This window comes from Paenibacillus nanensis (assembly GCF_003583765.1).
Taxonomy (GTDB): Bacteria; Bacillota; Bacilli; order Paenibacillales; family Paenibacillaceae; genus Pristimantibacillus; species Pristimantibacillus nanensis.
Genome location: NZ_QXQA01000004.1, coordinates 240,905 through 264,024, shown reverse-complemented (window position 1 = coordinate 264,024; position 23,120 = coordinate 240,905). Strand labels below are relative to the sequence as shown.

Annotated in this window: 22 protein-coding genes; 2 read left to right on the top strand and 20 right to left on the bottom strand. The window is 52.5% G+C overall.

The genetic code is table 11. The features are described from left to right. Position 1: 1 nt before the first annotated feature. The 11 genes from D3P08_RS09370 to pdhA all read right to left on the bottom strand — a co-directional run bounded on the left by D3P08_RS09370 (position 2) and on the right by pdhA (position 12,548). Complete coding sequence (locus tag D3P08_RS09370; RefSeq protein WP_119599293.1) at positions 2-2,290, bottom strand: type IA DNA topoisomerase; 2,289 nt, start codon at positions 2,288-2,290, stop codon at positions 2-4. A gap of 36 nt (positions 2,291-2,326) precedes the next feature. Next, the gene (locus D3P08_RS09365) at positions 2,327-3,358 is read right to left on the bottom strand and encodes a hypothetical protein (RefSeq protein ID WP_119599291.1); all 1,032 of its coding nucleotides are present in this window, start codon (positions 3,356-3,358) and stop codon (positions 2,327-2,329) included. Positions 3,359-3,406: 48 nt separating this feature from the next. Continuing rightward, on the bottom strand, positions 3,407-3,730 hold the full coding sequence (locus tag D3P08_RS09360) for a hypothetical protein (RefSeq protein ID WP_119599289.1): 324 nt from the start codon (positions 3,728-3,730) through the stop codon (positions 3,407-3,409). A gap of 118 nt (positions 3,731-3,848) precedes the next feature. Continuing rightward, positions 3,849-5,336 carry a glutamate synthase subunit beta gene (locus D3P08_RS09355; RefSeq protein WP_119599287.1) on the bottom strand — a complete coding sequence of 496 codons (1,488 nt, stop codon included), beginning with the start codon at positions 5,334-5,336 and terminating at the stop codon, positions 3,849-3,851. 228 nt (positions 5,337-5,564) lie between these two features. Beyond that, entirely contained in the window at positions 5,565-6,056 is a 492-nt protein-coding gene (locus D3P08_RS09350) for a dihydrofolate reductase (RefSeq protein ID WP_119599286.1), read from the bottom strand. A 17-nt stretch (positions 6,057-6,073) separates the two neighbouring features. Next, positions 6,074-7,030: a thymidylate synthase gene (locus tag D3P08_RS09345; RefSeq protein WP_119599284.1), complete on the bottom strand. Its 957-nt coding sequence runs from the start codon at positions 7,028-7,030 to the stop codon at positions 6,074-6,076. Between the two features lie 81 nt (positions 7,031-7,111). After that, a complete protein-coding gene (locus tag D3P08_RS09340) occupies positions 7,112-7,600 on the bottom strand; it encodes an acyl-CoA thioesterase (protein WP_119599282.1) in 489 nt (162 codons plus the stop codon). 128 nt (positions 7,601-7,728) lie between these two features. After that, the gene (lpdA, locus tag D3P08_RS09335) at positions 7,729-9,144 is read right to left on the bottom strand and encodes a dihydrolipoyl dehydrogenase (protein ID WP_119599280.1); all 1,416 of its coding nucleotides are present in this window, start codon (positions 9,142-9,144) and stop codon (positions 7,729-7,731) included. Between the two features lie 3 nt (positions 9,145-9,147). Further along, the gene (locus D3P08_RS09330; protein ID WP_119599278.1) at positions 9,148-10,437 is read right to left on the bottom strand and encodes a dihydrolipoamide acetyltransferase family protein; all 1,290 of its coding nucleotides are present in this window, start codon (positions 10,435-10,437) and stop codon (positions 9,148-9,150) included. Positions 10,438-10,482: 45 nt separating this feature from the next. Beyond that, complete coding sequence (locus D3P08_RS09325) at positions 10,483-11,460, bottom strand: alpha-ketoacid dehydrogenase subunit beta (RefSeq protein ID WP_119599276.1); 978 nt, start codon at positions 11,458-11,460, stop codon at positions 10,483-10,485. Between the two features lie 20 nt (positions 11,461-11,480). Next, positions 11,481-12,548, bottom strand: coding sequence for a pyruvate dehydrogenase (acetyl-transferring) E1 component subunit alpha (gene pdhA, locus D3P08_RS09320; protein WP_119599274.1), 1,068 nt, complete (start codon positions 12,546-12,548; stop codon positions 11,481-11,483). Between the two features lie 283 nt (positions 12,549-12,831). Here pdhA and D3P08_RS09315 point away from each other — a divergent pair, with 283 nt between their 5' ends. Continuing rightward, entirely contained in the window at positions 12,832-13,569 is a 738-nt protein-coding gene (locus D3P08_RS09315) for an alpha/beta hydrolase (RefSeq protein WP_119599272.1), read from the top strand. A 30-nt stretch (positions 13,570-13,599) separates the two neighbouring features. Here D3P08_RS09315 and D3P08_RS09310 read toward each other — a convergent pair whose 3' ends face one another. Together D3P08_RS09310 and D3P08_RS09305 are read right to left on the bottom strand one after the other, a co-directional pair. Then, the gene (locus D3P08_RS09310; RefSeq protein WP_119599270.1) at positions 13,600-14,085 is read right to left on the bottom strand and encodes a low molecular weight protein-tyrosine-phosphatase; all 486 of its coding nucleotides are present in this window, start codon (positions 14,083-14,085) and stop codon (positions 13,600-13,602) included. Between the two features lie 2 nt (positions 14,086-14,087). Beyond that, positions 14,088-14,753, bottom strand: a complete 666-nt coding sequence (locus D3P08_RS09305; RefSeq protein WP_119599268.1) for a trimeric intracellular cation channel family protein — start codon at positions 14,751-14,753, stop codon at positions 14,088-14,090. Between the two features lie 186 nt (positions 14,754-14,939). Between D3P08_RS09305 and D3P08_RS09300 the strand changes: the two genes are divergently transcribed. Further along, positions 14,940-15,578: a thiamine diphosphokinase gene (locus D3P08_RS09300; RefSeq protein ID WP_119599266.1), complete on the top strand. Its 639-nt coding sequence runs from the start codon at positions 14,940-14,942 to the stop codon at positions 15,576-15,578. Here the strand turns inward: D3P08_RS09300 and D3P08_RS09295 are convergent. The 7 genes from D3P08_RS09295 to D3P08_RS09260 all read right to left on the bottom strand — a co-directional run bounded on the left by D3P08_RS09295 (position 15,575) and on the right by D3P08_RS09260 (position 23,099). Continuing rightward, on the bottom strand, positions 15,575-17,521 hold the full coding sequence (locus D3P08_RS09295) for an endonuclease MutS2 (protein WP_119599264.1): 1,947 nt from the start codon (positions 17,519-17,521) through the stop codon (positions 15,575-15,577). The two genes, D3P08_RS09300 and D3P08_RS09295, sit on opposite strands and share 4 nt — an antisense overlap. Before the next feature lie 474 nt (positions 17,522-17,995). After that, positions 17,996-18,781 (bottom strand): MBL fold metallo-hydrolase, encoded by a 786-nt coding sequence (locus D3P08_RS09285; RefSeq protein WP_119599260.1) that lies wholly within the window; start codon positions 18,779-18,781, stop codon positions 17,996-17,998. Continuing rightward, complete coding sequence (locus D3P08_RS09280) at positions 18,778-19,449, bottom strand: GNAT family N-acetyltransferase (protein WP_119599514.1); 672 nt, start codon at positions 19,447-19,449, stop codon at positions 18,778-18,780. The genes D3P08_RS09285 and D3P08_RS09280 overlap by 4 nt, the downstream gene beginning before the upstream one ends. 19 nt (positions 19,450-19,468) lie before the next feature. After that, a complete protein-coding gene (locus D3P08_RS09275; protein WP_119599512.1) occupies positions 19,469-20,113 on the bottom strand; it encodes a GNAT family N-acetyltransferase in 645 nt (214 codons plus the stop codon). A 38-nt stretch (positions 20,114-20,151) separates the two neighbouring features. After that, positions 20,152-21,012, bottom strand: coding sequence for a carbon-nitrogen hydrolase family protein (locus tag D3P08_RS09270; protein WP_119599258.1), 861 nt, complete (start codon positions 21,010-21,012; stop codon positions 20,152-20,154). 33 nt (positions 21,013-21,045) lie between these two features. After that, a complete protein-coding gene (locus tag D3P08_RS09265; protein WP_119599256.1) occupies positions 21,046-22,404 on the bottom strand; it encodes a HAMP domain-containing sensor histidine kinase in 1,359 nt (452 codons plus the stop codon). Then, the gene (locus D3P08_RS09260; RefSeq protein ID WP_119599254.1) at positions 22,401-23,099 is read right to left on the bottom strand and encodes a response regulator transcription factor; all 699 of its coding nucleotides are present in this window, start codon (positions 23,097-23,099) and stop codon (positions 22,401-22,403) included. The genes D3P08_RS09265 and D3P08_RS09260 overlap by 4 nt, the downstream gene beginning before the upstream one ends. Positions 23,100-23,120 lie beyond the last annotated feature (21 nt).

Here is a 23,120-nt window from a genome sequence, read left to right as displayed (position 1 = left end):
CTTACACCTCTTCTACCGCCAATTCTCCCGTCTCCACATTCCGAAGGACGATCCGCCCTTCGGTTTGTCTGCCGTCATTCGTTACCAGCTTCAGCTTAGCGGTCTTCCCTTTTTCAACCAGCGCTTTAACTTGGGAGTCCGTTAAGCTGCGGCCGAACGAATCCTTCCAAATTACAAATTTACAGCCGATACGGTAATTCGAGCAGCCGTAGCCTTTCCGCCCCATAAACAGCTTGCCTCCGCACCCTGGACGCGGACAGTTGGCGACGACGGATGGTTCGCTCGTCAGAACCGCTGTTCCGCCTCCCGACGCATCAGCTTCTGCAGCTTTCGCGCGTTGCGGAGCGCTTCTGCTTCCCTTCGCGGAAGTACCTCCACCGCTGCTGGATCCGCCTGACGTCTTGCTTTTACGCGAATTCCCTTTTGCTGCAGGTGTCTCCCCTTCGAACGCTTTACTATCGACTCGGTTCTGCACCCGAACCTTTTGAACGATCATAGTCGCGAACTTTTTGACGTTCTCCATAAACTGGGCGTCGGATGCGCCGCCTCTGGCAATTTCATTCAGCCTCCGCTCCCACATGCCTGTCATTTCAGGAGAGGTTAACAGCTCCACACCTGCTGCGCGGATGAGCTCGATCGCCGTGCGTCCCTTCTGGGTTATCATTATTTTTTTACCCTGCATCGTAATGTAGCCGACGTTCTTTAATCTTTCGATCGTAGCAGCGCGAGTCGCCGGCGTGCCTAACCCGGAGTCCTTCATCGCGTCCCGCACTTCTTCATCCTCAATCTGCTTGCCGGCGCTTTCCATCGCTTTCAGAAGCGTGCCCTCCGTATAATGCTTGGGCGGCTGCGTATCCTTCTCCTTCGAGACGGCGTCACGGCACAGCACGGCGCTTTGCGCATCCACGCCGAACGGCTCATTCACTTCCTCTTCTTCTTCGGTCTCCTCATCCTTGTCCTTCTTGCCGCCCTTCCCTTTCTCTTTCTTCTGGTCGGCGTAGATCGCCTTCCAGCCTAAGCTCAGGAGCTCTTTCACGTTCGTTTTAAACGTTTCGCCTTCCACTTCGGTCAGAACAGTATGGGACTTATATTCGGCAGCCGGATAAAACTGCGACAGAAAACGCCGTACGATCATATCGTACAGCTTCGACTCATCGGGCGATAAGCTCGTTGCCTTGCGATGCGTGGGCAGTATCGCGTGATGGTCCTCCACCTTTGCAGGATTGCATATAAACTTATTTCCTTTATGCACCAAACCGCGGTTCGCGCCCTTCGCCAGCTCGTCATATGCCGTACCCTGCAAAGAAGCGAGCGCCTTATGCATCTCCGGAATATTTTGTTCCGTCACATAGTTGGAGTTGGTGCGCGGGTAAGAAATCACTTTGTGCTTCTCATACAGCGCCTGGGCGATGTCCAGCGTCTTCTTGGCGGAGAAGCCAAGCTTCCCGTTCGCCTCCCGCTGCAGCAGCGTCAGATCGTAAAGCTTAAACGGATATTCCTTCACGTCCTTAACTTCATAGGAGGCAATGCGTCCTTGCTTTCCTTTCACCTTGGCCGCAATCGTTTCCGCTTGCTTCGGGTCTGTAATGCGATCGCCCTGCCACATCCCCCGATAGTGGGTGTCACCCTGCTCAAACTGGCCTTCCACCTCAAAAAACTTAAGCGAATCAAAGTTTTCGATTGTTTTCTGGCGGTCGTAAATGAGCGCAAGCACCGGCGTCTGTACGCGTCCGACGGATAACAGCACGTTATGTCTCGTTGTAAAAGCGCGAGAGCCGTTCATTCCAATCAGCCAATCGGCTTCGCTTCTTGCCGTTGCGGCTTTCGTCAAATTCTCGTATTCGGAGCCGTCCTTCAGCTCGGCAAAGCCCTTACGTATCGTCTCCGGCGTCAGGTCGGAAATCCACAGCCGTTTTACAGGCTGTTTTAATTTCAAATGCCTCTGTATTAAGGAAAAGATATATTGCCCTTCACGTCCGGCGTCGCAGCAGTTAATTAATTGGTCGCATCGCTTCGCCAGTTCTTTAATCACTTTCAGCTGGTCGAGCGTCTTGCGGTTCGGCACCAGCTTAAAGACGGACGGAATGATGGGCAGATCATTAATATTCCATTTCTTGTATCGGTCATCATAGGCGTCCGGTTCGGCGAGGCCGATCAGATGCCCGATGGCCCATGTGATGATATATTGTTCGCCTTCTATATAAGTACGGTGGTTTTTGGCTTTCGGATCGATCGCCGCGGCAATATTGCGCCCCATATCGGGCTTCTCCGCAATAATTAATGTCTTCAACAACGGGTCGCTCCTTTTGCGATCTTAATCGTCTGACTACGGCTTATGAATCTCGGCTGTAATCGACTTGAATAACGATCGAACACCGTTCGACCAGTTCGGATCCTCCGCATATTCGCGATTAATCCAGGTGAGAGGATCGGTATCCGCAGGCTTGTCCTTGCTGAGCCTTACAATGGTGCGCGCGGCGATCTGCGAAGATTGTTCGATCGTCGTATTAAATTCCTGCCAGCTATGAAACACATTAAAAGGATTGCTGGCGATTGTCTCCGCATTTTCATGCGTTTTAGGCACAAAGCCTTGTTCCTGTCCGGTTATCGCGAACAACAGCGCAGGATGGATATCGAAGTCCTTGGACGTTTGCATAATGGCGTTAAAATAGTGAGGCTCCGCTAACAAGGATGCTTTGCTCTCCAAATAGGCAATGAGCTTCTTGCGATCGACATCCGTATACCGAAGCTCATCCGGCAGCTCGTTCCCCGGTTGAACCGGCAGCGCAGCCTGCGGCGCCTGCTCCTGCGCCATGGACTCCGGCGGTGCGGTCAAAGGCGGTCTATCCAGCATCGACATTCCGAATAGGATCGAGGCAGCCGCAACGGTTACAAACAAGGAACCGTACATATAAAGCCTTCTTCGCTTATGGCCCTGAACATGCGGGGCTTGCACCGGCCGAATCGGAATCACGTCCGCTGTGATAGGCGGCTCTGCTGCCGCTTCGTCAGCAATAAAGGCCCGTTCCAGCTTAGATGCTTGCTCGCGTACCCATCGGTTAAGCGGCTCGGCGATCGTCTCGTCGTTCTGATCCAGCTCCAAGCACAGCGCATAAATATCGTCGGCGCTTACCGGACGCTGGTGCTCCAGTACGGTAGAGCGGATTAATGTATGGGTAAGCCGGCGCTTAATTGCGTCTTCGAAATTCGGCAGCTGCTTATGTATAATCCGCGTGACCGCGTCAGCCACGATCTCCGCCCGCTTCTCTTGCGGCATGGAGGCATATTTGTGATACACATAGCTTCGAATATTGCGTACATCATTCGGCGTAAGCACATAAGCGTTTTCGGCGGGCATGAAGATCTCTCCTTCACGTCATCTACACCGATTTTACCACAACTTGCCTTAAGCAGGGGAGGACAGTTTTTGAATCCTCGCTTGCATTTCCTCCGACATCACAAACGCCTTGATTTGCTCTTTCTCGCTGAACGTAAACTGATATTCGCAATCGCAATCCTCGTCCTGCGGCACAATTTGAGCAATGACACCGTCACGCGTGCAGATGACCAGGATCGAAAACTCGATCAAATCGTCTGGAATCGGGGTCGCCTCATCTACAGCCGGATGAAGCGCAATGTCGACCCACTGCCCGTCCGGCCTCAACTCTACTATTGATGTAAAGCTTTTAAACTTCAGCTCCGTAATTCGGTCTGAACCGTATTTGATCATACCTTATCCATCCTTTCTATTCAATGCGGAAACAAGCAAGAAAAGCGCCCAAAGGGCGCTTTCTTGGTATGCCGCCACGGCCGCTGATTGCGGCTTCATGACATATAAGGCTTTCACGTTAAGGGAGCATCGAGGATCCCATCAAATATTTGTCAACCTCGCGGGCTGCTTCACGGCCTTCGTTGATCGCCCAAACGACCAAACTTTGACCGCGGCGCATATCGCCTGCCGCAAATACTTTCTCAACGTTTGTATTATATTTGCCATACTTTGCTTTAACATTCGAACGGCGGTCTTGCTCCAGACCCAGCTGTTCGATCAGCGTCGTCTCCGGTCCTTCGAAGCCTACCGCGATAAACACGAGGTCTGCCGGCCATACCTTCTCGGTGCCCGGGATCTCCTTATAAATTTTGCGGCCTGTCTCGTCCACAGTCCGCTCGATTTGAACAGTGTGGAGCTCCTTCAAGTTGCCGTCTTCGTCGCCAACGAATTTTTTCGTCAGTACGGAGAACGCCCGAGGATCTTCGCCGAACAACGCTTTCGCTTCTTCCTGCGCATAATCGAGCGTGTACACGTTCGGGAATTGCGGCCATGGGTTGTTGATCGGATCGCGCTCAAGCGGAGCTTTCGCATGCGTGCCGAATTGGGTCACCGATTTGCAGCCGTGACGCAGAGCCGTAGCGACGCAGTCCGTACCTGTGTCGCCGCCGCCGATCACGATAACGTTCTTATCTTTAGCGTTAATATAGTTGCCGTCCTCCAAATTGGAGTCCAGATAGCTCTTAATCGTGCCGTTCAAATAGTCCATCGCCATATGAACGCCCTTCAAATGACGGCCTTCAATTTCAACGTCGCGAGCGCGAGTCGCGCCGCCGCACAGGACGACAGCGTCGAACTGTTCCAACAGCTCGTTCGCCGAAATATCTTTACCGATTTCCGTGTTCGTAACAAACTCGATGCCTTCTGCCGCAAGAAGATCAACGCGGCGCTGAACGACATGCTTCTCCAGCTTCATCGTTGGGATGCCGTATGTGAGCAAACCGCCGATACGATCCGCGCGCTCATAGACGGTGACGGTATGGCCGGCTTTATTCAGCTGGGCTGCCGTCGCAAGCCCTGCCGGACCGGAACCGACGACTGCAACGCGTTTGCCTGTGCGAACCTTAGGAGGCTGAGGCACGACCCAGCCCTCTTCGAATCCGCGGTCGATAATCGCTTGCTCGATCGTCTTGATCGTAACCGCGTCGCCAATTAAGCCAACCGTACAAGAGCCTTCACAAGGCGCAGGACATACGCGGCCTGTAAATTCAGGAAAGTTATTCGTCTTGTGCAGACGCTCAAGCGCTTCCTTCCACAGACCTCTATAAATTAAGTTGTTCCACTCTGGAATCAGGTTATTAACCGGACAGCCGGAGACTGATCCAGCCAGCTCCATGCCGGTATGGCAGTAAGGCGTACCGCAATCCATACAGCGAGCGCCTTGCGTGCGCAGCTGCTCATCGGACAAATGCTTGTGAAACTCATTCCAATCCTTGATGCGCTCAAGCGGGTCGCGATCGGCCGGCAATTCGCGCTGATATTCCATAAAACCAGTAGGTGTAGACATGATCGCTTTTCCTCCATCCCTGTTTCCCGGTGTTACTAGCCATGATAGACTGTCGAATAATAACGGGAATCCATATATTTTTATAAAGTAAAACATTGTTTACATAGGTTGAGACGATAGCTTATTATAACATGCTAGCATTTCATTATTGAACCCGTTAATGGATTATCCGTACAATCATTTGCACTTTATGACGAATAGTTCGCTAAAAACACCAGACTTGCACGGTTATTTCCGTACACGTAAATAGGTTTGGAAACGGCAATCATACGGATTCCGTTCATTCTTTTCTTTGAATTCGCTTGCCGATAGACTCCATTCCGACTTGTCGAATTTCGGGAAAAACGCGTCGCTGCCCTCGATTTCCGCCTCAACCTCTGTTAGAAGGAGCTTATCGGCATAAGGCAACGCAAGCGTATAGACCTCGGCCCCGCCGATCACCATCAATTCTTCGTCCCTGAACCGTTCAAGCGCATCCTTGATGTCATGCACAATCTCGCAGCCTTCAAAAGCTAACCCTTGTTGTCGGGTCAGCACAACATTGCGGCGGTTAGGCAATGGCCTGCCCAACGATTCGAACGTTTTTCGGCCCATCAGCACGGTCTTGCCTGTCGTCATCGCTTTAAAATAAGCCATATCGGCCGGCAAATGCCACAGCAGCTTATTGTCCGCGCCAATCGCATAATTGCGGTCCATTGCCGCGATTAAAGTGACGGTCATCGTGCACTCGCTCCTTCCTATACCGCTACCGGCGCTTTAATTGTTGGATGAGGATCGTATCCTTCCACCGCGATATCCGATAACTCGAATTCGAACACCGAGCGCTTGCTTGGGTTCAACGAAAGCTTCGGCAAGCTCCGCGGCTCGCGGGACAATTGGATGCCGATTTGCTCCAGGTGGTTGGTATAAATATGCGCGTCCCCCAGCGTATGCACGAAATCGCCGACGCCGAGGCCGCACTCATGCGCGATTAGATGCGTTAAGAGAGCATAACTAGCAATATTAAAAGGAATGCCTAAAAAAATGTCGCCGCTGCGCTGATATAACTGACAGGACAGCTTGCCTTCCGACACATAAAATTGGAACATCGTATGACATGGCGGCAACGCCATGCTTGGCACATCCTCCGGGTTCCATGCGGACACAATCAGCCTTCTCGAATCCGGATTGCTTTTGATCGCAGCGATTACATCCTTCAGCTGGTCGATCGTATCGCCTTGGGCCGTCTTCCAGGCGCGCCACTGCTTGCCGTACACATCGCCAAGCTCTCCGTATGCGGCCGCGAACGCGCCGTCCGTCAAAATGCGCTCCTTGAAGAGGCTCATTTCCGCTTCATATTGCAGCGCGAACGCCTCGTCAGTCTGGCAGCGCAGGCCGAAATTCGTCATGTCGGGCCCTTGATACTCGCTGCTTTCGACCCAACGCTTGAAGGCCCACTCATTCCAGATGTTATTTTTGTTCTCCAGCAGATAACGAATATTCGTATCTCCTTTGATAAACCATAAAAGCTCGCTGGCAACAAGCTTAAACGGCACGCGCTTCGTCGTCAGCAGAGGAAATCCTTCGTTAAGCGGAAATCTCATCTGATAGCCGAACATCGAGATTGTCCCCGTACCCGTCCGGTCGTTCTTCCTCACGCCATGCGCCAGCACGTCTCTCAGCAGCTGCAGATAGGCTTGTTCGCTGGTATTCATGCTAGTCCCCCTCGCAGTTCTTCAATATATGTACAACCTGTACGCCTAGTAAAATAACTATTATTATAACATCCGATACGCTCAGTTGCCCAGTCTATCTTGTTTCCGTTTTTTTCTTTGCGCGTATCGCTCCGGCGCGGTCGCATAAAGCTGCTGCTCAAGCTCGCTTTCCGGCTGTACGGAAGGAACGGGACAAGGCTTGCTTTGCTCATCAAGCGCTACAAACGTAAAAAACGCGGTAACGGTAACATCACGCGCTCCCGAATATAAATTTTCCGTCGTCACGGAAACATAGATCTCCATTGAACTGCGATGCGTCCATGTAACAAAGGCTTCGACCTCGATGGCGTCGCCGATCCGGATCGGCTTCAGGAAATCAAGGCTGTCCGTCGAAGCGGTCACAACGCGCATACGGGCATGCCGCATAGCCGCAATTGCGGCTACTTTATCCATATACTCCATCAGCTTGCCGCCGAACATCGTATCATAGTGATTCGTATCATGCGGGAAAATGAGCTGCGTCATCAGCGTCCGCGATTCGCTCGCTTTTTTCGTCAACGTGTTTTCCATTATCGATCATCCCTTTCTTTGCATGCCTAATTACTTCCATATATATGCGGAAAGAGGCCGCGCGGCGTAAAAACATCCGCGTGACCTCTTGTTAAAATTTTGAAACGATCAATTATGCTGTTGAATTCTTATTTAATAAACGTGTGGATTGGGTGACCAAGGGCAACCTCAGCCGCATCCAATACGATTTCGCCAAGCGTTGGGTGAGCATGAATCGTAAGGGCGATATCTTCAAGCGTAGCGCCCATCTCGATCGCAAGAGCTAGCTCGGCGATCATGTTCGAAGCTTCAAGACCTACGATATGCGCGCCAAGCACCAGACCGGAGTCAGCGTCTGCAACCAGCTTCACGAAGCCTTCGTTTGCGTTAAGCGACATTGCGCGGCCGTTGATCGCGAACGGGAATTTGCCCACTTTAACGTTGTGGCCTTTATCCTTCGCTTCTTTCTCGCTAAGACCGACGCTTGCGCACTCTGGATCGGAGAAGCATACAGCCGGTACGCATTTGTAATCGATAACGCTTGGATGTCCCGCAATCGCCTCAGCCGCTACGCGGCCTTCGTACATGGCTTTGTGAGCCAGAGCCGGACCCGCGATAATATCGCCGATCGCGTAAATATGCGGAATGTTCGTGCGGCACTGTTGGTCAACTTCAACCAGACCGCGATCAGTCGTTTTGATGCCGATCAGGTCAAGACCAAGCTCGCCGTCCGTGTTAGGACGACGGCCGACCGTAACAAGCAGGTAATCCGCCGTTACTTTCTCTTCTTTGTCGCCTACTGTATACGTAACGGTAACATCTTTGTCCGTTTGCTCTGCGCTTTTCGCTTGAGCGCCTGTTACGATGTCCACGTTTTTCGATTTCAGCTTCTTCGCAACGATGGAAGACATGTCTTTGTCGAAGCCAGGAAGGATCGAATCGGAGCCTTCGATAACCGTTACCTTTGTGCCGAACTTGGAGTACATTTGGCCAAGCTCGATACCGATATAGCCGCCGCCGATAACGACGAGGCTCTTCGGAATTTCAGGCAAGGACAACGCGCCGGTCGAAGACACGATGCGTCCGCCGTAAGGGAACGCCTTCAGCTCGATTGGACGGGATCCAGTCGCGATAATGCAGTTTTTGAAACGGTAGCGCGGCGCTTCTTGATCGTTGAACACGCGCGCTTCGTTTTCGTTAATGAACATCACTTCGCCGTGGAAGTATTGCACTTTGTTCGCTTTAAGAAGCGAAGCAACGCCGCCGGTCAGCTTTTTCACGATGCCGTTTTTGAATTCCTGTACCTTGCTGAAGTCCACTTTCGCTTCGCCGACTTCGATGCCGAACGCGGACGCATGGCTGACGGACTCGTATTGATGAGCTGCGGAGATCAGCGCTTTGGAAGGAATACATCCTACGTTCAAGCACACGCCGCCTACATGCTCCTTGTCGACGACAAGGACGTTTTGACCGAGCTGAGCGGCGCGGATGGCGGCAACATAGCCGCCAGGTCCCGCACCAATGACTAGTGTATCAATATCTAAAGAAGCGTCTCCCACTACCATTTGTTAAACCTCCATTATGAACAGTTCAGGCTGCGCCAGAAGCTGTTTAATATAGTTCATAAAGTTTTGAGCCGTTGCGCCGTCGATGAGACGGTGGTCAAAGCTGAGCGACAATGCCATCACTGGAGCCGCTACGATCTCGCCGTTGCGTACGACCGGCTTCTCGGAGATACGGCCTGTACCCAGGATTGCAACTTCAGGGAAGTTGATAACTGGAGTAAAGAACATACCGCCAGCGGAACCGATGTTCGAGATGGAAATCGTGCTTCCTCTCATCTCGTTAGGCGCAAGCTTGCCTTCGCGGCCGCGAACAGCAAGGTCGCGAATCGCGTCAGCTACCATAAAGATGTTTTTGCGGTCGGCATCTTCGATGACCGGTACAATCAGACCGTTGTCTGTATCAGTAGCGATGCCGATATTGTAGTATTTGCGGTAGACGATCTCTTGGTTTTGCTCGTCGAGTGTCGAGTTCATAATTGGGAACTGGCGGCAAGCCGCAACCAGAGCCTTCACGATGAACGGCAAATACGTAAGCTTGGAGCCTTTTTTCTCTGCGTATGGCTTATATTTCGCGCGCAGTGCAACAAGCTCGGTTACGTCAACCTCATCCATAATCGTAACGTGAGGAGCCGTATAGACGGATTTCACCATGGCGTTGGAAATCGCTTTGCGGATACCTTTGAACGGCACGCGCTCTTCTGGACGGTAAGGCGTACCAGCCGCGACTGGAGCCGCTGCATTCGCTTCTGCCGCGCCAGCTGCCTTCTCTTGCGCCGCTTCCGCCGCTGCAGGAGCTGCCGCAGCCGCAGGGGCGCCGCCGAAGCCGTTTACGTCTTCACGAGTAATACGGCCGTTTTTGCCTGTGCCGCTTACTTGCGTTAAGTCTACGCCCTTCTCGCGAGCGTATTTGCGCACGCTTGGTGTAGCCAATACTTGAGCGTTAGTCGCTTGCGGAGCAGGTGCAGCTGCAGGTGCGCTAGCAGGCGCTGGAGCCGCTTCTTCTTTCTTCGGCTCTTCCGCAGCCGCCGGCGTTGCTTGCTCAGGCAGGTCGCCTTCCGCGTCAATGACGGCAACAAGCTCGCCGACATGGCATACTTGACCGTCCTTCACCAATACTTCAAGCACTTTGCCGTTTACCGGGCAAGGCACTTCAACGACAGCTTTATCGTTTTGAACTTCCATAATAATGTCATCGTCTGTCACTGTAGCGCCTGGCTGAATCAGCACTTTAATAATTTCGCCCTCATGCAAGCCTTCGCCCAGCTCAGGGAATCGATATTCGAATCTAGCCACCGATGGCAACCTCCTTTAGAAATGCGTACTTAATTTCTGTTTCAATTAAAAATTCAAAACTTTCTGAGCCGCAGCTACGATACGAGCAGGAGTCGGCAGCCAAAGGTCCTCGATTTGAGCAAATGGATAAACGGTATCCGGACCTGCTACGCGGAGCACAGGAGCTTCCAAATGCAGAATCGCTTTTTCGTTAATTTGCGCGATAACCTCAGCGGCTGCGCCGGCGGATCTTTGCGCTTCTTGCACAACGATCGCGCGGTTCGTCTTTTGAATCGAAGCAACGATTGTATCGATATCGAGAGGCACCAGCGAGCGCAGATCGATAACCTCTGCCTTAATGCCTTGTTTTTCAAGCTCATCGGCTGCTTTCACAGCGGTATGGACCATCATGCCGTAAGCGATGATTGTGACGTCGCTGCCTTCGCGAACAACGTTCGCTTTGCCGATTTCAACGGTATATTCGCCTTCCGGAACGTCCGCTTTAAATGCGCGGTACAGGTTCAAGTGCTCCATGAAGAACACGGGATCGTTATCGCGAATGGCGGAAATCATCAAGCCTTTTGCGTCGTATGGGTTGGAAGGAATAACGACTTTAATGCCAGGCGTCTGAAGAGCCAAGCCTTCCAACGCGTCCGTATGAAGCTCGGCTGCCTTAACGCCGCCGCCGAATGGCGTACGGAATACGATCGGCGAATTGTAGCGGCCGCCGGAACGGTAGCGCATACGGGCTGCTTGAACGAACATTTGATCAAGCGCTTCAAAAATAAAACCAACGAATTGAATTTCCGCGATAGGGCGGAAGCCTTGAATCCCCATGCCGACTGCCATGCCCGCGATTGCGGACTCCGCCAGCGGCGTATCGAATACGCGATCTTCCCCGAATTCTTCCTGCAAACCTTCCGTTACGCGGAATACTCCGCCTACTTTACCTGCGTCCTCACCGAAGATGAGTACGTTCGAGTCACGTTTCAGTTCTACGCGCATCGCGTCGCGAATCGCTTCAAGCATATTCATTTGTGCCATGATCGTTTCGTCCTCCCCTATTATTGAAAGTCAGCCTTTTGTTCTTCGAGATATTTCGGCGTTGTTTCGAACATCGAGTCGATCAGTCCGGCAACGGTCATTTTTTCGACCGCTTCCGCTTTTTTGATATTTTCGTTAACGGCCGCCTTCGCTTCTTCCTTCACGCGATTCGTGTCTTCTTCCGTCCAAAGGCCTTTCTTCTCAAGGAATTTGCCGAAACGGATCAGCGGATCCTTCAGCGCCCATTCCGCTTCTTCTTCCTTCGTGCGGTATTTCGTCGCGTCATCCGCCATGGAATGCGGACGGAAACGGTACGTCAGAAGCTCGATCAGCGTTGCGCCTTCGCCATTGCGTCCGCGTTCTGCCGCTTCGCGAACCGCTTTGATGACGGCCAGTACGTCCATGCCGTCAACTTGAATGCCTCTAATGCCTGCTGCAACAGCTTTGTGCGCAATCGACAACGAAGCCGTTTGCTTCGCGAATGGAGTCGTGATCGCGTAACCGTTGTTTTGAACCGCATAAATAACAGGAAGCTTATAAACGCCAGCGAAGTTCAAGCCTTCGTAGAAATCGCCTTCCGAGGATCCGCCGTCGCCTGTGTACGTAATCGCGACGCGCTTCTCGCCTTTCTTCTTAAACGCCATAGCGACGCCTGTCGCGTGCAAAATTTGCGCGCCGATAATGATTTGCGGCATCAGAACGTTGACGCCTTCCGGAATTTGGCCGCCATGCTGATGGCCGCGGGAATATAGGAATGCTTGGTACAACGGCAGACCATGCCATACGATTTGCGGCATGTCGCGGTAGCCTGGGCAAATAAAGTCATCTTTGTTCAAAGCGTATTCGCTGCCTACCATAGAAGCTTCTTGACCGGATACCGGCGCATAGAAGCCCAGACGCCCTTGACGGCCAAGGTTTACGGCACGCTCGTCCCATGTGCGCGTGAATACCATGCGATACATAATTTCTTTCAATTGGTCATCTGTTAATTCCGGCATGTAGTCCGGGTTAATTACGTCACCATCGAGCGACAATACGGATAGCGGCGTAACCGGTTCTGTTTGAACTTCGTATGGCAATTTGCTCATTTTGAACGTTCACCTCAATCGAAATATTTGAAAATCGGGTACCTCTGTTATAGAATTATTATAAACCTGTTTAACGAAAATGGTCAAAGTAAAAAACAAAAAAACCGTTGTTTTTTCGCTGATTCTTATCGATTCGTTAAGAAATTGTATATGCTACAGAGTTCAATGATTACTATAACAGCATAATACAACAGCAAAAAAAACGCTCTTTTCCCTTCCATACCTTACTATTGTTTGCCCACAACACTGCTATTCCATTCAATCACGATAAGGAGTTATCACGATGACAGACGAGCGTTATTTAAAAAGAACCATATTAAAGGAAACGGTCGAAAGCCGCTTTCTTCCCGAAGGAAGCCGCAACCTTCGTGTGTTCCTGCCGCCGGGATACAATGAGGTGCTCAGCTATCCGGTTGTATATTGCCAGGACGGCGAAGATTTCTTCAACTTTGGGCGTGTGGCGACTACAGCGACGAAGCTTATCCTTGATGAAGGTTTGGAGCCGTTCATTATTGTTGGCGTCGATGTCGACAAGAAGGTGCGCACGGAGGAATACGCGCCGGACGGCTCGCGCCACGAAGCTTATATCCGTTTCTTCGCGGAGGAGCTTGTCCCTTATATTGAAGGCAAATTTCCGGTTAAGCAGCGCAAAGAGGACCGCGTGCTTGCGGGCGACAGCTTAGGCGGCACGGTATCTTTGCATCTTGCGCTCGCGTATCCCGATCTGTTCAACCGTGTGATGTCGCTTTCGGGCGCATTTTACGCCAGTTCGCAAGCCATCGTCGGCAACTGCGCCGATTTAAGCTGGCTGACCATCTATATGATCGTCGGCCTTCAGGAAGATGCCTATGAGACAGACCGGGGCGTCTACGATTTCGTCGCGCTGAACCGGAATACGAGAGCGCTGCTTGAACACAAAGGCGCAGCCATCTTTTATGAAGAGAAGGACGGCAAGCATCAATGGGGCTTCTGGCAGCAGGAAATTCCGCAAGCGCTCCGTTACTTCATCGAGGTCGAATAATAACGGGAAAAGGCCGGCATGCAACGGGGGTTAACCCCGAACCATGTCGGCCTTTATTTTGGCTAAAAGCGCTCTGCAGCCCTCTTCCACCAGCTCATAAACGTAGGGGAAGTTGCCTTCATAATAAGGGTCAGGCACATCCTGAACCCCCCGATGCGGCAGCAGCTCCATAAATGTAAAAACTTTGCCGTCCCTATCTATCCCATTTCGGAAAACGTCCCGCACATCCTTTAAATTTTTCCGGTCCATACAGATGATATAGGTGAAGCTGCCGTAATCCTCAGGCTTGACAAGTCTAGCTCTCATCCCTTCGTAAGAAACGCCGTGTTCATCCAGCACTTTACGAGTACCTTCGTGCGGCTGATGGCCGAGATGCCAATCGCCGGTTCCCGCGGAATCGACTTCAATAGGGTATGGCAGACTCTCCTGGCGGACGATATGGCGCATCACCGCCTCCGCCATTGGCGATCTGCAGATATTGCCGAGACATACAAATAATACGCGTACCGCTTCCATTGTCATACATCCTTCTGCTTATAATTTTGCCCATTGACGGGCACCCTCTCCGATGCGGCGAATGCCCCGCGCAGCGACCGCCGCGGAAGCTTCCATTTATAATAGACTGACAGCATGCGGAATACAATGACGATCACAAATAATACAAGCAGCTCGACCGTCGTCTCGAACCAGCCGAGTCCGATGGCAAGACCGGCCAGCATCGCCCAAACCGCATAAATTTCGTCCTTCAGCACAAGGGGCTTGCGGCCCGCGAGAACATCTCGAATGATGCCGCCGCCAATACCGGTAAGCATCGCCGCCACTAGCACGGCGCTGAGCGGATGCCCCATATCGGTCGCGTACAGCGCGCCCTGAATGGCGAAAGCCGCGAGACCAATCGCATCGAATAACGCTTCGCTGCGCCTCCACCGCAAAATCCATCTTACCGGCAGCACGAACGCAATCGTCATGGAGATAATCGCGATTTTGAACAAATAGCCTTGACTCCATAGCGTGGTCACCGGCATGCCGATCAATAAATTCCGAACGACGCCGCCGCCGAACGCGGTAACGAGCCCTAACACATAGACTCCCAAAATATCGTATTCTTCCTCCATGGCAACAATCGCGCCGCTCACGGCGAAAGCAATTGTGCCGATGATGCTGAACACGTTAAATATATCCATACTCACAGCTGCAGTCCCCGCTTCCTATCATTGCCGCAATATATAACCTGATATGTCCTAACCCATTTTATATCCGCCCGAACCCGTCATGCAACGACAAATTTCGGTACATTGTCGGATTGGAAATGACACGATATACTGATAGTCATATTGTTGACGTTATAAAAATAGGAAGGACGATGAAGGATGCTGCAGCGAATCGTCATTTTTGCAGGAGGAGCGCTTGGCGACTGGTCGCTCGGGCTGGTCCGCGAGTCCGATACATTGATCGGAGCCGACAGCGGCGCCCGGTTTCTACTTCAGAACGGATTGGCCCCTGACGTGGCCATCGGCGACTTCGACTCCGTATCGGAAGAGGAGATGGCGCTGATCCGCGAGAAGAGCGGCCGCACCATCGCCTGCGATCCGATCGACAAAGACTATACCGATACCGAAATGGCTTTTCGTCTTGCCTTAGATATGAAGCCGTCCGAGCTGCTGTTGATTGGGGCGCTGGGCACAAGATTCGATCATTCGCTGGCGAATGTCCACCTGCTTGCGCTGGCCGATGCCTTCGGCATCCCCGCGCAAATCATAGACGCCCATAACCGAATACGCTTGATTTCCCGGACATGCGTGCTTGAGCGAGTCGATCATCCGCAAGTATCGCTGCTTCCGTTATCGGAGCAAGTTACGGGAATCACCCTTTCCGGCTTCCAATACCCGCTGAATAATGCAACGCTCACCATCGGTCAATCGATCGGCATTAGCAATGTTCTGTTAGCCGAGAGCGGGACGATCCGGTTAAAGGAAGGCCGGCTGCTCGTCATTCAAAGCCGCGATTAGCTGTTGCTTTCCTCCTCCGGAATGACGATCTCCAGCCCCTCCACATGCTTACGGCCCATGAGATGACGCGCCTTCCGGTTCGCTTTGGATTCAAAGACGATATCCAGATCATAAGTCTCGCCGGGATATAGCTCTTTCCTCGCAATATAGAGCTTCAATCGCTTCTGGTTGAAGCTCAGCTTCTCCCCTTTCACTTGGACAATGACGTTCCCCCGCTCATCCGCAGGTTTATAGACGACTCCCGCCCGTTTCAACGGATAGATCCAAACAGCGTCTCCTTTTTGAAAAGACGGCCTGTTTTCTTTCTTTTCGTGATTGGCGGCAGAATGCTCCCTGCTGTCCGCTTTCGCCGGTTGAACAGGCAGCGTTATTCCCGTCACATCCGGCACCGCAATTCGCGACGGCTCGGGCTGGCTGTTTTTCTTCGCTAACAGCGTCTCCGCCCGCGCCATTACAGACTCCGGCAATCCGAACCGTCTGGCAATCGCAAAAGCGTGACTGTCTCCCGCTTCGCCGATTTCCAGACGGTATAGCGGCATTAACGTTTCAGGGTCAAACGCCATTCTGCCGTTTTGGCAGCCCGGAGTCCGAGCGGCGAACGTTTTAATCTCATTAAAATGGGTCGTCGCCGCCACAAGCGAGCCTTTCTCAAGCAAGCATTCCAGCACAGCGATCGATAAAGCGATCCCTTCCGACGGGTCCGTTCCGGCAGCCATCTCGTCGAGCAGCAGAAGCGAGCTTGGTCCCGCGCTAGTGAGCATCTCCTTCAAAACAGCGATATGCGAGGAGAAGGTGCTAAGCGATTGCTCTAAGCTTTGACCGTCTCCCACGTCGGCAAGCACCTCGCGAAAGATACCCATGACGCTCCCCTCATCCGCCGGAATGAGAAGGCCGGATTGATTCATGAGCGCGAGGAGCCCCATCGTTTTTAAAGCAGCCGTCTTCCCGCCTGTGTTCGGGCCCGTAATGATGAGCTGCTTCCACCTCTCTCCGAGCTCCGCGTCGATCGGCACGCAATTGTTGCCTAAAAGCGGATGTCTTGCGCCTTGCAGCTTGATGACCGGCTCACCGCTTAGCGCAATCAGCCTGCCCTCATAGCTTCTCGCCAGCTTGCCGCGCGCCATAATGAAATCGAACGACGCCATGGCCTGCCTGTTCGTTTCGAGCGACAGCGCGTAGCTTTCCGCAAGCTCGGATAGTCTGGCGAGCACGACCGTCCGCTCCCGCTCCTCCGCCGCCCGCCATTCCGTAAGCTCCAGCTGCAGCTCGGAAACATCCAAAGGTTCGACGAACAGCGTCTGTCCGCTGGACGATTCATCGAGCACGGTTCCCGGCACCTGCTTGCGCAGCTCCCGCTTCACCGCAATGACGAACCGGTCCCTCCGCTTGCTGACGATCGATTCTTGGAGGGCGCTGCGGTATTTGCTAAGCGCATTCTCCATTTTGCGGCTGATCCTATCCTCCATCGCGTAAATCTGTCTTCGGATATAGGCCAAGTCGGGACTTGCTTCATCCGTAAGCATGCCGTATCGAATGCTCCGCCCAAGCTCTTCCCTTAGCGGCTTGCATTCGTCCATCGATTCCGCATACGAAGCGATTGTTGGCGCCAGATGCATTTTGCTGCGCATATATTTCTTCATTTGAGAAACGGATGTCAGCCATATCGCTACCGCATCCAGCTCCGCTTCCGTGTAGATCTTTCCTTTTCCGAGGAGTGACATGAACGTATCGATCCCCTCCATCGCGGACAGCGGAATGCTTGCCCCGCTTCCCAGCAGCTCGGAAGCCTCGTTCGTCTCCTTTAACCATGCTTCAATCTGCCCTGCAGCCGTACTTGGCTGCATCGCTTCAGCCAGGCGTCTTCCGGCAGGCGAGACGGTATACGCCGCTACCATGTCCTTAATCCTGTCGTACTCCAGCTTTTTATACGTTTGTTCGTTCATTGTTTAAGCCTCCTAAATTGTAAAATATACAAAAAAAAGCAGGAATCGAAAACGCGAGCGCGTTCCGTTCCTGCCCTATTGGCGCTGCAGCCCAGCCCTAATCCGCCGCCGCGAAAAATCGCAGCAGCAAAAAAGGGTACAAAAAAACCGTGCTTTGGGAGCACGGTGATTGGGCCACATCCGATTGGCATGTTGGCGGAAATCCTCATGTTCTCAACTCTTGGAATCAGCTCACGAAATAAACCTATATCGATGATCGTTTTCAGAAACCTAGAAACGATATAAATAGGCCGTTCATTTCGCACTGATCATATCCAATTAAGAGTTAAGAACACCTGCAAACATCAAAATTTCCCCTTTACATGCAATTTCATCCCTATAATAGACGATATCTGGCAGCCTTGTCAAGGTAAGACCGTCTTTTTTTTAAAAACCGTCATAGCAAGTAAACCTCCTGCTCAGCTGCCATTCAAATTATTGGAGCTCGATTCGCAGACCGGTTGTTGCAAACTGTACGTGAGGAGGAAGCACCTCCTGCTTGTTCACGTCGATATCATGGGATAAATGCGTGAAGAGCGCACGCTTCGGCTTCCATTCTCGAATCAGCTCAAGCGCTTCCCTCACATCGTATAGAGACCTCGATTCGCGGGGATACGGCTCGTGAAAGAAGCTGGTTCCAAGGATAAGCAAATCCGCATCCCGAAGCGGCTTCTGCTGCTCCTCTGTCAAATCGATCGCATCGGGGCAATACACCCAAATATAACGAGTCTCCCGATGAACAAACTTAAAGGCGTAAGAGTAACCATTCTTCCCGTGGTTAACCCGCCATGGAGTGACATCCCATCTCCCGATCGCCAGCGTATCGTCGAACGGGATATAATCGATTCGAGCCTCGAGCCACGGGAATCGTGACTGGATTTCGGCAATAACCTCAGACGGGGCATAGGCTGTGCCGCGTTCTCCGGACCATCGGCTCACGTCATACCATTCCGGCAGTCCGCCGATATGGTCGAAATGCGCATGTGTAATCAGCATCCGGTCGATACGGCGCAGCTTCGCCTCCTCCATCTGGCGGCCCCAGTCTGGACCGCAATCAATCCATGTGACCCCCGTTTCCGAGTCATTGATCTGCAAGGAGGAACGGTACCGGCGGTTATTCCCGCCTCCGATCCGCGCTTCCTCGCAAACCGCGCATTCGCAGTAGACGCGAGGAACGCCCTGGGAATCGCCGGTCCCCCGGAAGGTGATCGTTGTTGTCATAGCGGCAGCAGTTGAATGCTGTCTTTACGCTTAATCGACTCTACCATCTCCAGCCACGCCTCCGGTTTGTTCGGAAGTGCGGAGTAGTAGCCTTCAAGGAAAGCCGCGACAAGAGACGCATCTACCTGCGAAAGCTCTTCGTCAGCCGGAAGGAAGCCGAGATCCAGCTCCGTTACCGCTTGCCCTTCGTGGTCCCAGGATGGATGCACATACTCGAGATCCAGTTTTTTGTAGCCCATATGGGACAGCACTTCTCTTCTAACATACGGATTCATCGGCGAGACGCCGCCGAATTCATGAGAAGCGGCGCGGTAAGGATCGTAAATTTCCGCGAACATGCCGATCGGTTCCGTTCCCGACTCCGCCGCAAGCCGGTCCAAATCTTTCTGCCTGCTTCGCATCAGAAAACGTCCGATGCCAAGCGAAGGCTTGCCGATAATCGTAAAATCCGTCATGGCGACGCGGAGCTTCGGATAGTAGCGGTATTCCGTCGCGCCGACAACCTCTTCGCCATGCAGCGCAGCATAAACATGGATGCTTTCGTCCTGGAGCGGTTCCCTCCATAGCTCATAAGCAAGCACTTCCTCGGGAGGGAAAATCGTTCCCAGCAGTTCATGCAGCGGTTTAAAATATTTGTCGTCAATGGACGTAATACGGTGATAAGTCAGCATCGATTAATCACTCCTGTTATGAATTCGTAAACGGATTTCGCCATTCCATAATGGCCGCGTAATTCAATGATTCTTCGTCTTCCAAATAATCCGCTGCAACGCCGACCGGCATACGCCCGCAGCGAAGCAGGAACGAGATGACGGGATCCTTCCATTCTCCCGCAATGACTTTATCCAAGTACTGCAGAGCCGTTGCTTCCTTTGCCTTGCCGGCAAAGCCCGGCATACGCCCTCCGCCTAGAAGCCGTTCGAGCTTCAAATGGACGACGGTTTCGTACATCGATTGCATCAGCCACTTGCCTACTCCGGCTTTGCGAAACGCCGGGATGACGCATATATCGACGACGTACAGCGTATCGCCGTTTGGATTATGATTGCGGATATAGCCGCCCCCTGTGATCTGTTCCCAATTATGTACATGGCCGTAATCGTCCAGCCTCACGATAAGTCCCGTCATCGAGCCGACGATTCGGCCGCCGACCTCCGCGCAAAGCGCCCCTTCCGGGAAGCGAGCAACATGCTCGCGGAGCTGCTCCTCGTTCCATAGAAGCTCTTCCGGGAACGGCGGCGGGAAGCTGGCCCTCTGCGCATCAATCAATCCTTCAGCATCGGCTTCGGTATAATTGCGGATCAACGCCTTAACCGGTTTGCCGTCTTGCATTAAATAAAGGTCCTTCCTCAACTCGGACAGCCCCCTCTTTAGCTCCAGTCCGGATAAAGATCGGAACGGCGGTCCCGCCAAGTCATGACGGAGCCGTTCTTCCGCACTTCCTCCAGCAAGCTCAGGTCAAGATCGCCGACGACCAGCATATCGTCGTTAATGACGCCTTCGGCAATAATGCCGGCTGGCGGGAATGGGATATCATTCGGCGCGAGTATCGCCGCTTGGCCAAAGTTCGCGCGCATGAAATCGACTTTGCGCAAGGAGCCGACTGTGCCTGTCAGCACAACATAGACTTGATTTTCAATCGTTCTGGCATGGCTGCAATAGCGAACGCGATAGAAGCCGTGACGGTCATCCGTGCAGGAAGGGCAGAAAATAACGTCCGCGCCCTTCGCTCTCGCCATCCGAACGATTTCCGGAAACTCGATATCGTAGCATGTGAGCATTGCAATAGTGCCGAATTTCGTTTGGAACACTTCAATGCCTTCGCCCGGCGACATATCCCATTCCGAAACCTCGGTCGGAGTCAGATGGATTTTGTGCTGGACATCGACTTTGCCGTCGGGGTGGAACAAATGCGCCGCGTTGCGGCGTTTGCCGCCCGCCACTTCCACCACATGCGTTCCGCCGACGATGTTCATGTTATACGCCTTCGCCAGCCTCTGGAACAGCTCGATATACGCATCCGTAAATGCGGGGAGCTTATCGATCGTCAGCGCTTCGCCCGATTCATCCCCAATGGACAGCAGCTGCGTCGTCATAAACTCGGGAAACAGCAAAAATTCAACGCCGTACTCGGAGGCGTTGCGCACATAATGCGTCACTTGCTCTTCAAACTGCTTGAAGCTATCAATATCCGCTAGCTTGTATTGGACAGCCGCGACTCTATATTTCATCGTTTCTTCTCCTCTCAACCCTGGGGCCGCATCTTATTTGCGCTGCTTGAACTGCAGCGTTATCGTCGTACCGAGATTAGGCAAGCTGAAGACGTCGATTTTGCCTTCATGCAAATCGACAATCCGTTTGGCGATCGACAACCCAAGACCGACACCGCCCGTAGACCGGCTCCTCGCGCCGTCTACCCGGTAGAACCGCTCGAACAGATGCGGAATTTCTTTTTCCGGAATGCCCATCCCTTTATCTTTCACTTCAATCTTTACAATATTTTTCATCAGCGTGACGGAAATATCGATCGGTTCCTTGGAATATTTGATCGCGTTATCCAGCAAAATGACCAGCAGCTGGCGTATTTTATCCTTATCGCCCATCATGCGCACAACCTTGGACAATGCCTTCACCCGGATCGTCCGTTGGAAGGTCGTCTGCAGCATGCTCGCAATCTCGTCGATGACCTGCACCACGTCGAACATTTCCAGCTTCAGCCAATCTTCCTGCTCAGCCTCCGCAAGCGTCAGCATCGACTTCGTCAAGCTCTGTAGACGGGTCGCTTCTTTGGAGATGGCTTCAATCGCTTCGTCCCGCACTTTCTCGTCGTCCCTACCCCAGCGCTTCAGCATGCCCGCATAGCTGCTAATGACGGTAAGCGGAGTCTTCAGCTCATGGGAGGCATCAGCGACAAACTGCTTCTGCCTTGCAAACGTCCGGTCTAGCCGCTCAATCATTTGGTTAAACGCGCGAATGAGCTGCTGAAGCTCAGCGGACTCCTCTCTGTTGCCCATATCGATCTGCCGCAGCTTTCCGCTTCTGTCAATCTCGCGCATCGTATTGACCATTTGCTGAATGGGCGCCGTCAGCCTTGACGTGAACCAATACGTTCCGAAGATGGCGAACAGGATGGCTCCAACGCTTGTTACGCTGAGCGCGGCAACTAGCACCTGCAAATAGTTATCGAGCTCATCCAATATCCGCGTCACCTCGAGCATCGCGATGACCTTTCCCTCCTGGTACAGAGGAACCCGCATAAATAAAATCCGCTCGCCGCCTTTTGTAATCATCCCGGAATGATGGAACGGCTCGAACTCGGCCGGCAGCTCCAATAAGACGGGGTGAGAGCCGCTCCCGATATTCAGCACGCGATTATTAGGCGAAATAATCCGTATCATCTCGTTAACGTTGCGGTATTCCTCAAGGAGATCGGGCGAGTCGAGTCCGCGGCCGCTTTGAATGCGCGGATTTTCGAGCAAAAGGTTCATTTTTGTTGTAATGACTTCCTCTTCGCTCTCCGTCGTTATTTTAATCACATAAAAGTAAACAAAAATATTAAAAAAGATCAGAATCAGAATAAGCCAAAATATAGTAAAAAGCGTAAATCGTTTACGCAGCGTCATGCATCTGGCTCCTTTATCATATAGCCGACGCCGCGCACCGTATGGATCAGCTTATGGCGATAGCCCTTGTCCAGCTTCTGACGCAAATAACGAATGTATACGTCGACCAGATTGGTTTCTCCGATGAAGTCGTAGCCCCACACCTCGGATAATATATCTTCGCGAGATTTCTCTTCATTGCGGTTCTCCACCAAATAGACCAGCAGCTCGAATTCACGGGGCGTCAGCTCGATCAGCACATCCTTACGGTACACTTTGCGCGACCGCAGCTCAATCGAAAGATCGCCAAGCTTAATAAGATCAGAGCCTTCCGCTTCCTTCGGATACTGCTGAAAGATGCGAAGGATATTACGGACCCTTGCAAGCAGCTCTTCCATCGCGAAAGGCTTAGTAATATAGTCGTTGGCTCCATGCTCAAAGCCGCTCACTTTATCCGGCACCGTGTCTCTGGCTGTCAGCAAAATAATGGGCACCGGGTTTCCGGCCTGCCTAATGAGGCGAAGCACCTCGATCCCGCTCATTTCCGGAAGCATCACGTCCAGAAGCACGAGATCCCACTCGCCCGTGGAAGCCATTTCATAGCCTTTGCGGCCGTCGTCCGCGACGCCTACCGTATACCCTTCATGCTCTAATTCCAATTGCAGGATGCGAGCGATGCCCGCTTCATCCTCTACAACAAGTATTCGTTCATTCATGCTCGGGGGCACCTGCCTTCC